The sequence below is a fragment of the Alteromonas sp. I10 genome, from assembly GCF_003201515.1.
In the GTDB taxonomy this organism is placed as follows: Bacteria; Pseudomonadota; Gammaproteobacteria; order Enterobacterales; family Alteromonadaceae; genus Alteromonas; species Alteromonas macleodii.
In genome coordinates, this window is record NZ_QJJN01000003.1 from 165,498 (window position 1) to 176,399 (window position 10,902).

Annotated in this window: 13 protein-coding genes; 4 read left to right on the forward strand and 9 right to left on the reverse strand. The window is 44.6% G+C overall.

The window, feature by feature from the left end; all coding sequences use genetic code 11:
• Positions 1-85: 85 nt before the first annotated feature.
• On the reverse strand, positions 86-514 hold the full coding sequence (locus BZA03_RS07605) for an organic hydroperoxide resistance protein (RefSeq protein ID WP_014948414.1): 429 nt from the start codon (positions 512-514) through the stop codon (positions 86-88).
• A 139-nt stretch (positions 515-653) separates the two neighbouring features.
• Between BZA03_RS07605 and BZA03_RS07610 the strand changes: the two genes are divergently transcribed.
• The 3 genes from BZA03_RS07610 to BZA03_RS07625 all read left to right on the forward strand — a co-directional run bounded on the left by BZA03_RS07610 (position 654) and on the right by BZA03_RS07625 (position 2,692).
• Positions 654-1,106, forward strand: a complete 453-nt coding sequence (locus tag BZA03_RS07610; RefSeq protein WP_110288439.1) for a MarR family winged helix-turn-helix transcriptional regulator — start codon at positions 654-656, stop codon at positions 1,104-1,106.
• 337 nt (positions 1,107-1,443) lie between these two features.
• Positions 1,444-2,118: a hemolysin III family protein gene (locus tag BZA03_RS07620; protein ID WP_014948411.1), complete on the forward strand. Its 675-nt coding sequence runs from the start codon at positions 1,444-1,446 to the stop codon at positions 2,116-2,118.
• A 46-nt stretch (positions 2,119-2,164) separates the two neighbouring features.
• Positions 2,165-2,692, forward strand: coding sequence for a hypothetical protein (locus BZA03_RS07625; protein ID WP_061484801.1), 528 nt, complete (start codon positions 2,165-2,167; stop codon positions 2,690-2,692).
• 100 nt (positions 2,693-2,792) lie between these two features.
• On the opposite strand, the gene BZA03_RS07630 is transcribed toward BZA03_RS07625, so the two are convergent.
• From BZA03_RS07630 to BZA03_RS07645, 4 genes are all read right to left on the reverse strand, one after another.
• Positions 2,793-3,734 carry a hypothetical protein gene (locus BZA03_RS07630; protein ID WP_110288440.1) on the reverse strand — a complete coding sequence of 314 codons (942 nt, stop codon included), beginning with the start codon at positions 3,732-3,734 and terminating at the stop codon, positions 2,793-2,795.
• 17 nt (positions 3,735-3,751) lie between these two features.
• Positions 3,752-4,510: a hypothetical protein gene (locus BZA03_RS07635; protein ID WP_110288441.1), complete on the reverse strand. Its 759-nt coding sequence runs from the start codon at positions 4,508-4,510 to the stop codon at positions 3,752-3,754.
• On the reverse strand, positions 4,510-5,040 hold the full coding sequence (locus BZA03_RS07640; RefSeq protein WP_110288442.1) for an RNA polymerase sigma factor: 531 nt from the start codon (positions 5,038-5,040) through the stop codon (positions 4,510-4,512). The genes BZA03_RS07635 and BZA03_RS07640 overlap by 1 nt, the downstream gene beginning before the upstream one ends.
• A gap of 256 nt (positions 5,041-5,296) precedes the next feature.
• Complete coding sequence (locus BZA03_RS07645) at positions 5,297-6,205, reverse strand: hydrogen peroxide-inducible genes activator (protein WP_014948406.1); 909 nt, start codon at positions 6,203-6,205, stop codon at positions 5,297-5,299.
• A 334-nt stretch (positions 6,206-6,539) separates the two neighbouring features.
• On the opposite strand from BZA03_RS07645, the gene BZA03_RS07650 reads away from it, so the two are divergent.
• Positions 6,540-7,517 carry a universal stress protein gene (locus BZA03_RS07650; RefSeq protein WP_110288443.1) on the forward strand — a complete coding sequence of 326 codons (978 nt, stop codon included), beginning with the start codon at positions 6,540-6,542 and terminating at the stop codon, positions 7,515-7,517.
• A 96-nt stretch (positions 7,518-7,613) separates the two neighbouring features.
• Here BZA03_RS07650 and BZA03_RS07655 read toward each other — a convergent pair whose 3' ends face one another.
• The 4 genes from BZA03_RS07655 to pstB form a co-directional block, all read right to left on the reverse strand.
• Positions 7,614-8,885, reverse strand: coding sequence for an inorganic phosphate transporter (locus BZA03_RS07655; RefSeq protein ID WP_039224609.1), 1,272 nt, complete (start codon positions 8,883-8,885; stop codon positions 7,614-7,616).
• A 340-nt stretch (positions 8,886-9,225) separates the two neighbouring features.
• The gene (phoU, locus tag BZA03_RS07660; RefSeq protein ID WP_014948403.1) at positions 9,226-9,942 is read right to left on the reverse strand and encodes a phosphate signaling complex protein PhoU; all 717 of its coding nucleotides are present in this window, start codon (positions 9,940-9,942) and stop codon (positions 9,226-9,228) included.
• Positions 9,930-10,100 carry a hypothetical protein gene (locus tag BZA03_RS20405; RefSeq protein WP_155279921.1) on the reverse strand — a complete coding sequence of 57 codons (171 nt, stop codon included), beginning with the start codon at positions 10,098-10,100 and terminating at the stop codon, positions 9,930-9,932. Before BZA03_RS20405 ends, phoU begins: the two co-directional genes overlap by 13 nt.
• On the reverse strand, positions 10,093-10,899 hold the full coding sequence (gene pstB, locus BZA03_RS07665; protein ID WP_014948402.1) for a phosphate ABC transporter ATP-binding protein PstB: 807 nt from the start codon (positions 10,897-10,899) through the stop codon (positions 10,093-10,095). Before pstB ends, BZA03_RS20405 begins: the two co-directional genes overlap by 8 nt.
• Positions 10,900-10,902 lie beyond the last annotated feature (3 nt).

Sequence of the window (10,902 nt, forward strand, 5' to 3'; positions counted from 1 at the left end):
GATAGCTACGCCATCTGACGAAGGCGCAGCTATCTGACGAGGGCATTAACTATTTGCGTTAACCTCTGACTCGTTTGCCGTTTAATTAAGCAAGGCTAATATCTACTTCAATGTTACCGCGGGTCGCATTTGAGTATGGGCATACTTGATGCGCAGTTTCCACCAAGCCTTGCGCTTGTGCTTTGTCCATATCGCCCAAATCTACCGTCAGTTTTACTGCAATAGCAAAGCCTTGTTCAATAGGTCCAATTGCAACGTTGCCAGTTACACTAATGTCATCGGCCAGCTTAATTTTTTGCGATGCAGCCACATGCTTAAGTGCACCGATAAAGCACGCCGAATAGCCCGCTGCGAACATTTGTTCAGGGTTCGTCCCTTCTCCACCTGCACCGCCCAATTCTTTAGGTGTAGAGAGTTTAAGGTCTAGCTTACCATCACTTGATTTCGCTGTTCCTTCACGACCACCCGTTGCTGTTGCACTTCCGGTATAAACGACTTGTTGAAGTTTATGCATAGTTACTCTCCTCATAGGTTTATTTAAACAACTACTTTGCATGCAAAATAAATTATCACCAAACCAACTTGCAGATCAAGTGTTTTGTATGCAAAATATTATTGTTAAGAAAAAGCCTTACCGATAAGGGTTAAGCGTCATGTCAGAATTATTGAAGTTGGAAAATCAGCTTTGCCACCGTTTTTATACGCTGTCGAATGCATTCACTCGTGCTTACCGCACCCTTCTTAAAGCGCTGGATATCACCTATCCTCAATATGTGACGTTAATGGCGCTATGGGAAAACGATGGCATTACTATTGCCGAGCTTCTGGAGAGAACGGCCATAGACGGTGGTGCTATGTCGCTGATTCTCAAAAAGCTACAAGACAAAGGCTTTTTAGTTGTCACTAAAGATAAAGCCGACAAACGCGTTAAGCGCGTTCAACTCACTGAAACGGGCAAGAAGAAGAAAGCCATAGCAGAAGACGTGCCTGCGCAAATGCTCTGCAAGCTCAATGGCATGACTGCAGATGAAAGCCGTACGTTAAAAGTCCTACTAGACAAATTAGGCGGCTGTTTCGAGAATGCAGATTTAAACCAGTCCGGATAGATAATCACCACTCAGCCCTACATGCCCACGCTTTGCTAGGAAACTTGCCAGCGCCTTGTGAGTGGGCAATTATCTATGCGTATTGGTATTTTAACCTCTTTTTGTAATCTGATTGTCATCAGATTTTTGACGTTTTCTGTTATTATTTTCGCATTGAGCGAACAAGTGTGCGCTATAATTGTCCTAATGGACGTAGTAGGGAAAATGCTGAACTGCGCGCATCAATTGAAAGCGCTAGTCGCTGAAATGATCGCATGTCTTATCGAGAAAGTGCGACAAGAGGCTTTAAGGGCATTTACTACCCATTATTCTTAGAAATAAAAAAACAGGAGCTGTGATGATCCAAGAACAGATTCAGACACAGGCTGTGCCGCAATCAAAAAGCATTCCTGCAAAAGCCTACTCTGTACTGGAAGAGTGGCTGAACAGTATTAGTCATGGGGTTGGCTTTATTGCTGCTATCGTGGGTTTAGTATTTATGTTGTATCGAGCGGAAGATACGCTCGCGTTAACTACTGCAGCTATCTATGGCTCTACACTCATTCTGGTGTTTTTAAGCTCAACCCTTTATCACGCCATTTCCCATCAAAAGGCAAAGGGATGGCTTAAGCTATTTGACCACAGCGCAATATACTTATTGATAGCAGGTACTTACACACCATTGTTACTGGTTTCGATTGGTGGCGTGTTGGGTATTACTATGACCGCGATTATCTGGAGCTTGGCAATTGGCGGCGTGGCGTTTAAGCTCGTCGCGCAGCATCGTTTCCCAAAGGTATCCGTGATGACTTATTTGCTGATGGGATGGATTGCACTGGGTCTTATCTACCCTCTTTATGTCGCCCTTCCCGGTGCTGGCCTATGGTTATTGGTAGCAGGCGGGCTGTGTTTCAGTGTAGGCGTGTGCTTTTACGTGGCAAAAAAGGTAAAGTACACCCATGCAATTTGGCACATGTTCGTGATTGGCGGATGTAGCTGCCACTACTTTTCAATTTATTATTTTGTCGTTTAACAAAAGGCCCAAATTAAGCTGCTATGCCAAAACCATGTAAAAACTTATGCTAACAAACAAGCAAGACGCCGAGAAAAAGGAAAACAGCACTACGTTGACACCAGGTATTGCGTGGTTTTCACTACACGCAGGACAAATATGCTTGGGTAAAAAGCCCGTTGAAAGTGACTTTGAACGCCTTAAGTCACTGGGTGTTACCCATATTGCAACGGTACAAACCAGTGAAGAGAACGCACCGGTTATTCGTGATCGTTCAATAGCAGCTGGGTTAGAGTGGCTTTGGGTTCCTTTTTTACACCCGTCGTCAGAGTCCCCCACCGAAGACGTACACCTTCACCAATACCTTCATGAACTATCTCAAATGTTGACCGAAGGAGCGAAGATATACTTACATTGCGATGGCTCACAGCACCGCTGTAGCCTTTTGTTCTATGCACTTTGCCACTATTGCCGTGTTCCATCTAATAGCGCTTACAATGCGCTGCACAGCTTTGGCGCTAGTGCGGCAAATAACCTTAAGAGATCCGAACTCACTTGGGCAGCAGAATTAGGGCATATTGCACCTAAAATGTAGGCCAATAAAAAGCGCGCCTTCGTTATCAACGTTCATTAACGAAGGCACGCGTGCTGTTTTAACAAAGCAAAGCGTTCATAAGTGCGCCGAGCTTATTTATTTAAAACTGATAAATATTAGCGTTGGTGAGAAGTTTATTCGCGTCTATTTTTTCTTGAACACAGCGCACTATATCAGCACGAGTAAATACATAAATTCGGTCTTTGCGCTCGCGGCTCTCGTCCATCTCAAAATCTTTCAGCACCATGCTGATATGTTCATTTTCCGGCAGACCGCGTAAGCCTGACCCAAATCTGCATAAGGTCTCGCTCATGCCCGACTCAAAACCGGCCAGAAACGTTTTGTAAGCTTGCTGCTGCTGCGCTTTACGCGCCTCCATTTGTTTAGTCTGCTCTTTTTCAATTGCTTTAAGCTCATCCTTCATGCTTTTTTCTTTCGCTTCTAATTGCTTAAGCTGCTCTCCAGACTGCTCTTTTTGCGCGAGTAATACTTTTTTTCGCGCCTCGTCAGCGTGACGCAATTCAAAGGTAATATCTCGCAGTTCACGCTCTACTTCTCTTGCTTCCCAGGCAAGTTCACGCTGCATGTTGCGCAAGTCGCGTAAGCGACTATTGTTGTCAGCAAACGCCTGAGAAAAACGATGGCTGGTTTCTTCTGCGTAAGCTTCCCACTCTCTGGCTGCTTCAAACACAATGTCATCAACATCACTAAACGAATTTGCAGACGGAACTGGTGGTGCAGGCGGTGCAGGTGGTACGGTGGCAACTAATCCTTCTACCAGCGTTTCTATCTCTCGTACCCAGTTACCGCTTTGGCCTCTTACTGAAAAAGTAAATACCGCCCCCTGCCCAGCAAGATAGCTGGTTTCAATTTGACTCACTCTCCAAGAATCAGTTGCGGCATTTTGTCGTAAGGACGTTTTGAGTACCCCAGACATTATTTCTAATTCATTCGATAGCGTGTCATATTTTTGCGCACTTTGTGCGTTCGCAAGACCACCAGCAGCAGAGCAAAGTAGTAAAGCAGTTAATAAACGTTTCATAATTTCACCTAATTACATTAATCATCTAGCGACGACTGTGGATTGTTTGTTTCATACGGCATGGTTAATGGCACTTCAGAACGGCTGTTAGGTAAATTTACCGCGCTGTACCCTATTTCAATGTCATCAATTTCATCCTGTAGACGCGTAAATTGGCGTGCATAGAATCTTTGATCATCAATACGCTGCTCGTTGATAAATTTAATAAGCTCGGCAAAGTCGTGTTTGCGTTCTTCCCTACTCGACGCTAACAAGTACTTAGTAAGCTCTGCACTGCTTTGTTGCTGCTGTGTAGATAGCGCCTGAGCGTATTCTTTGAATAGTGTTTGGTTTGCTTGTTGATAGAAATCACGTTGCTCACCTAAAGCTTTGGCGACTTCTTGTGTAACGCGCTGCTCAACCATTTCATCCACTCTGTTGGCGCTTTTGTTTGAAAACGTAAGCGCTATACCGTTATCGCTATACGACAGCTTTGCGCCGGTGAGTACGGCTAACAGCGCACACGCCGACATGGCCATGGCACACGCTGGCAAGCTAAACCAAGACGAAAGCGAACGTGGTTTATCTTTCTTAAAAAAGGTCTGTTCTTTGTCCCACTGGGGAAGTGCCGGAGCAACGAAGCTTGCACTTGCGCTGTTCAAACGGGCGCTATTTTCTACCGCCTGCGCGAACTCAGCATCTGAATCGCACAACGCGTTAAACTGCTTTTCCTGCTCGCTATTAAGCGAGTTGTCCAGATAAGCTGAGAATAAGGCTTCTTTGTCATATAAGGTCATTATTCCAACTCCAACTTCAACTTTGCCAAGGCTGCGTAAAGTCGCGACTTAGCGGTATTTACTGAGATATCCATTTGCTGTGCAATTTCTTCGAACGTGAAGTGGCCGAAGAATTTCAATTCCACCACCGCCTTTTGGTCCAAAGGTAGGGTCTGCATAGCCTGCGTTAATGCTCTACTCTCTCTGTCGCTATAAAGCTGCATTTCAGGGCATGGCGCACCGCAAAGTGGCGCCTGTATATCGTCAATGTCAGAATGCGGCTTTCGCTTGCGATACAGTTCAACGCAGCGACAGTGGGCAATGCGATAGAGCCAACTTTTAAAACTGCCCTCACCTTTAAAACAGGCAAGACTGCGAAACACAGAGATAAAAATCTCCTGCATTAAATCTGCTGCATCATGGCTGTTCCCTGTCATTCGAATACCGTATTGATACATAGCGGTTTCGTAGCGAGATATAAGCGTAAACCACGCTTTTTTATTACCCTTTAATGCCTGTTCCACGAGTTTTTCATCTCGTTTATTAAACACGCCGTTCCCCGTTTTTACGCTCTGTTTTTTTACTTAACCATTAAGTCGATAAGCTTTGCAAAAAAGTTTATTTAATTGATAAATAAATTGTCATTTAGGGAATAACGCCAATGAAACTGTGCTTTAAGCGATGGATGAAGAACTTCTTTGGGGTTGGTGCACAAGACAATAATTGATGTCAGCAAAAAAAAGCGGCTGAACCTATAGGCTTAACCGCTTTAGATAAATATGAAAGGTAGCGCGCTCAGCGCCAAGGTTATTTTAGTGTAGGAATAGGCAACAGTGGCGAGATAATTTCACCGATACGACGAAACAGCTGCATACGCGTAGTGCCTGAACGCCATACTAAGCCAATCTCGCGAAACCCCTGCTCTTCAGCGGGGAAGCTCTTAAGACCTGTGTGCTCAAGAATAGACTGGTTTATCGCAAGTTCAGGTAAAAAGGTGTAGCCCATTTTGCTATTCGCTAATTGCACCAAGGTATACAAGCTGCTAGCCGCTACGCTGCTAATTTGGTCGCTGTGCTGAAGATTGCACGCACTTACCGCATGCCCGGTCATACAGTGCTCTTGCTGTAGTAAGAAAATACTCTTTTTCGGCAAGGTTGAAATGTCGACAGGATTAGGTAGTTGCTCAGCCATATCTTTGTGCGCAATAAGATGGAACGGGTCATGCCCTAAGACCATCTGTTTACACCCTGGTGTTTCCATTGGCAACGCTAGAATAAGTAAGTCTAATCTGCCGTCGGTCAATTGCTGTAGCAACTTCTCCGTCGTGTCTTCCTGCATTTCCAAGTTGATCTCGGGTAAAAATGCAGAAAACGCCCCCATCATGCCTTCAAAAAGAAACGGCGCAATGGTTGGAATAACACCTAGTTTTAAGGTGCCTCGCTGCCAATTGCCCGCGTTTTGCGCATATTCAACCAGCTCTCCCGCTTCCTGAAGTAGCACTTTACTGCGTTCAACAATATCTAGTCCCAACGATGTAAACACAAAGGTTTTATGTTCACGCTCAAGAAGTTGGCTTCCGAAGTGCTCTTCAAGGTTCTGAATGGCCGTACTCAATGTTGACTGACTTACGTTACAGCGCTGTGCAGCACGGTGAAAATGTTGCTCTTGATGTAGCGTCACCAAATAGTGCAGGTGCTTAAGATTAGGCCATTTCATGGGCATCTCACAATTATTTAAAAAGGGATTAAAAAATATTGGATTAATCTAACATAAAGATTAAATAGCGCCTAGGGTTGATACCCATGGTTAACGAGAGCGATCTTCTATTATTCACAGCTGTACGTATACAACATCCTAAAAAAGAGGTAGATAATTCTGTTTATTGTGCAATCTATAAGAAGCTTTTGAGAATTTGACATTTCCCGCTGGAAAGCCCCAATAAGTAGCGTTAGGATTAAATTAAAGCGTTATACGCAACATATTTTTACAGCGAAGTAAGACCCGCTCTTGTATCATTCAGTCAATAGAGCGATTAACTATTGAGGGCAGTATGAAAGGACATTATAAGAACATTTTATGTGTATTAAGCGACTCTCATCGTCAAGATGATACGGTAGCCCAAGCACTGCATATCGCCAAAGCGCACCAAGCCTCGCTTACCATTATGCTTTCGTTAGAATCTTTGCCGCCCAACGCCAGTATGGTCATGGAGTCTTTCTCTTATGTTGATTCTCAGCAAACCATGGAAACCCAAGCCCAGCATTGGTTAAAAGAACAAGCGGAAAGCTGGGGACAACACTATCCTGTGTCTACTGCGGTAACGGTAGGTCAGCCGCTTATTGACGTTGTGCGTTATGTAAAAAAGAACAATATCGATCTAGTAATTAAACGGGCAGAAGAGAGCTTTCTAGATAAGCTATTCGGAAGCTTAGATATGCGTTTATTCCGCAAATGCCCTTGCCCGGTTTGGATCATTAACCACAAGCCTCGCAGTCAGTACAAAAACGTAGTTGCAGCACTGGATTTGAACTATCACTATCCACAGCATGAAGTGTCTATTAGGCGCGATCTTAATCGCGACATTTTGCGTCACGCAAGCCAAATAGCCTTGTTAGAGTTTGCACAGCTACACATTGTTCACGTTTTTGATGCGGTTCCTGAGAACATAGCAAGAGACGGTTTCATATCGGTTGATAACGATAGAATGGAAACCGATCTTGCAAAAATCCATGCCGAGCGTGAATCGGAACTAGACAAATTGCTTGAAGAACTAGGCAATGAATTGGATGACAATGTATTAGAGTATTTGAAACCTCAGAAGCACATTGTTCACGGTTACCCTCGAAGAGAAATTGCAGCCACAACCACATCCCTTGATACCGACATTATTGTTATGGGCACAGTGGCACGTTTAGGTGTGCCTGGCTACATCATGGGCGACACCGCAGAAGAAACTATCCATCAGCTTAAGTGTGCCGTTGTGGGCGTTAAACCCCGTGGCTTTGAAACGCCTATCTCTATTGATTAAAGAAAACATTCCACAAACAAAAAGGCCGTGCTTCACTTCAAGCACGGCCTTTTTTAATTCTTTTCGCTTAATACGAACGTTTGTAAGCGCTGTGTTTTACGCTACGCCAAACGACGCTTTAAGAATGTAGAAGAAAATAATCGAGAGGATTGCGCCTGCAGGCAACGTAACAATCCACGATACGACGATATTTCTCACAATGCCTAGGTTAAGCGCTGATACACCACGCGCCAGACCTACACCTAGTACCGCTCCTACAAGCGTTTGGGTAGTCGAAATAGGTAAACCCGTACCTGATGCGATAACTACCGTACACGCTGCAGCGAGTTCTGCTGCAAAACCGCGGCTTGGTGTTAAGTGTGTAATACCTTGACCAATGGTCTTGATAACGCGATGTCCAAATAGCGCAAGACCCGCAACAATACCTAAACCACCAAGAGGAAGGATCCAAGGTGCAAGCGTAGTGCTAGAGTTAATTTCGCCGCCACTACTTACTACGCTAACTACCGCAGCCAATGGTCCAATAGCGTTAGCTACATCATTTGAACCGTGGGCAAACGCCATACAACAGGCTGTTACTACCATTAGAAGTGCGAATACTTTCTCAACGTTAGCCGCCTGTAGGTCTGCATCTTCAGAACCGCTGAACTTCATACGGCCGATAAACCATTTACCCAAGAAGCCCAACGCTACGGCAATAGCAATCGCCAGCACATATCCGTTAACAGCGCTTAGCTCTAAACCAACGTGCTTAAGGCCTTTCTTGATAGTAACAAGCGACATCACAAAGCCCGCTAATGCCATATAGAACGGCACATAACGCTTAGCATTTGCAAACGGAGAGGCAGTTTGGAAGATGAGCTTGTGCGCGCTCATGAAAATAAGATAAGCAATGATGCCTGAAATAGCTGGGGTTACTACCCAACTACCAACAATACCACCCACTTTGTCCCATGCTACTGCGTCCATGCTGACGCCAGTGGCAGTAAAACCGATGATTGCACCGATAATTGAGTGAGTGGTAGATACAGGCCACCCCAACCATGACGCTACCGCAAGCCAGATTCCAGCTGCAAGTAGTGATGAGATCATGCCTAATACAAGGTATTCAGGTATGTCTATAAAATAGGTTGAGTCGATAATCCCTTTTCGAATGGTAGACGTTACTTCGCCACCTGCTAGGTAGGCGCCAGCAAACTCAAATATCATTGCAATGATAATGGCTTGTTTTATGGTTAAAGCTTTAGAACCTACTGACGTACCCATTGCGTTGGCAACGTCATTCGCTCCAATACCCCATGCCATGACGAAACCAACGCCGGCGGCAAGGATTATAAGAATTAGGCCATAACTTTCAAAAAATTCCACGGATAATCGCTCCCGATCTAAACGCGATTTAGGCTGGACGCTACTTGAGTAAGTAGCATGATCTCTTCACCACAAAGGCTAGAGAATGAAGTTAAAGACAAATTGTGTTTTATCATAAGGTTCGATTAAATTTTGCACGATCTGTTCTTGGCTGCGGCGCATGATAACGTAATCATGTTAGAAGCCATAGCGAAAATCACTGAAAAACGATAAAAGTATGCGGAATTATTTGAATGCGATGATAAATCCACCAAATATTTCAGTTTTATGACAAATAAATTTCGCATGTATCCATATTTGAATATCAATACGCAAAATTGTACTGACCATTTGGACAGGATTACGTCAAATCTTCCAATTTTTGTTGCATATTTTCCAACGGTGTATGCCTAACATCGGTACCCCGAGTAAGATAAACCACATACTCACACACATTCTTACATCTATCGCCAATACGCTCTAACGAGCGCATTGCCCACAAAACATCCAACCAATCCTGCATGTCATCGGTACTTTTCTGCATTTCGGAGGTGGTATACGACAGCAGACGCTTGTATTCACTATCAATGCGGTTGTCTTGGTCGTACACTTCTAACGCCGCAGCCTCATCCTGACGAGCAAAAGCGTCGAATGTGCCGCGCATCATGGCGGCCACGCGCTCGCCAATAAGTAACATGCTGCTCTTAATGGTATCTGAGCTCGGCAACTTATTGCGCGTTACCAGTTTAGCAATACGCTCGATTTCATCGCCCATTCGCTCTATATCGGTAATGGCTTTGGAAATGGTCATAATTAAACGTAGATCGCTGGCGGTAGGATGACGTTTTGCAATAATGCGCAAGCACTCTTCGTCAATTTGAATTTCCATGGAGTTAATTTTTAAGTCGTTCAACACCACTTTTTCAGCCAGAGCGGCATGATTGTGCTTTACCGCTTTTAACGTATCCACCAGCTGCTGTTCAACTTCGCCCCCCATGGTTAATACCGAGTTACGCAAGTTTTCCAACTCGATATTAAACGTACCCGAAATATGCGTGTTTAAGGCTACCTGTCGCATGGTGTTTTCTCCTCGCGGCGTAAGCATAACGAATAACGACAATCAATCGTGCCGCTACCTGTGGCAGAACTATCGTGACAAACCGCTACGTCTTGCCAAACTTCAGCATTGCGGTACAACCCCATGTGAGAACACACACCTACTGCTACCTTATCCATATCGCCCCGTTATGTAGTCTTCGGTTTGCTTCTTCTCTGGCATAGTAAACAGCGTATCGCTGTCTGCATATTCTATCAGCCTGCCCTGATGGAAAAAGGCGGTGTAGTCGCTTACCCTAGCCGCTTGTTGCATGTTGTGCGTCACGATAATAATGGTGCATTGTTTCTTTAATGCATCCATCAGTTCTTCGATAAAAAGCGTGGTCAGAGGGTCAAGGGCTGAGGTTGGTTCATCAAGAAGAAGAATGTCGGGCTTCAACGCCAGTGCTCTTGCAATCACCAAACGCTGTTGCTGACCGCCAGATAAGACATGAGCGGATTCAAATAAACGATCTTTAACCTCGTCCCACAGCGCCGCCTGTTTCAGTGCGCTTTCCACCGCGTCGTCTAAGTGTCGACGAATTTTAACGCCTTGAAGCTTAAGTCCGTAGCACACGTTCTCATAAATGCTCATAGGAAAGGGGTTGGGTCGCTGAAAAACCATGCCCACGTTCGTTCTTAGGCGTGACACATTTACTTTGCGGCTATTGATGTTTTGCCCATCAATAATAATTTCACCATCGTATTTGCAACCGTCATACAAATCGTTAAGGCGATTGAAACAACTAATGAGTGTAGATTTACCGCAACCACTTTGACCAATTAACGCTGTGATTTTGTTTTTTGGGATCCGCATGCTGATGTCATTTAACACATGCTTATTGCCAAACCACAGGTTGAGGTTTTTAACCTCTACCGCAGTTTGTTCTTCACCAATGTCGTTAACGTTCAGCGTATTGTGTTCAAACAACTTCAACATGTT

Excerpts from the sequence above, each read along its gene's own strand:
- BZA03_RS07650 (WP_110288443.1), top strand. The coding sequence starts at position 6,540 with ATGAAAGGACATTATAAGAACATTTTATGTGTATTAAGCGACTCTCAT.
- BZA03_RS07610 (WP_110288439.1), top strand. The coding sequence starts at position 654 with ATGTCAGAATTATTGAAGTTGGAAAATCAGCTTTGCCACCGTTTTTAT.
- BZA03_RS07620 (WP_014948411.1), top strand. The coding sequence starts at position 1,444 with ATGATCCAAGAACAGATTCAGACACAGGCTGTGCCGCAATCAAAAAGC.
- BZA03_RS07630 (WP_110288440.1), bottom strand. The coding sequence starts at position 3,734 with ATGAAACGTTTATTAACTGCTTTACTACTTTGCTCTGCTGCTGGTGGT.
- BZA03_RS07635 (WP_110288441.1), bottom strand. The coding sequence starts at position 4,510 with ATGACCTTATATGACAAAGAAGCCTTATTCTCAGCTTATCTGGACAAC.
- phoU (WP_014948403.1), bottom strand. The coding sequence starts at position 9,942 with ATGCGACAGGTAGCCTTAAACACGCATATTTCGGGTACGTTTAATATC.
- pstB (WP_014948402.1), bottom strand. The coding sequence starts at position 10,899 with ATGTTGAAGTTGTTTGAACACAATACGCTGAACGTTAACGACATTGGT.
- BZA03_RS07605 (WP_014948414.1), bottom strand. The coding sequence starts at position 514 with ATGCATAAACTTCAACAAGTCGTTTATACCGGAAGTGCAACAGCAACG.
- BZA03_RS07625 (WP_061484801.1), top strand. The coding sequence starts at position 2,165 with ATGCTAACAAACAAGCAAGACGCCGAGAAAAAGGAAAACAGCACTACG.
- BZA03_RS07645 (WP_014948406.1), bottom strand. The coding sequence starts at position 6,205 with ATGAAATGGCCTAATCTTAAGCACCTGCACTATTTGGTGACGCTACAT.
- BZA03_RS20405 (WP_155279921.1), bottom strand. The coding sequence starts at position 10,100 with ATGGATAAGGTAGCAGTAGGTGTGTGTTCTCACATGGGGTTGTACCGC.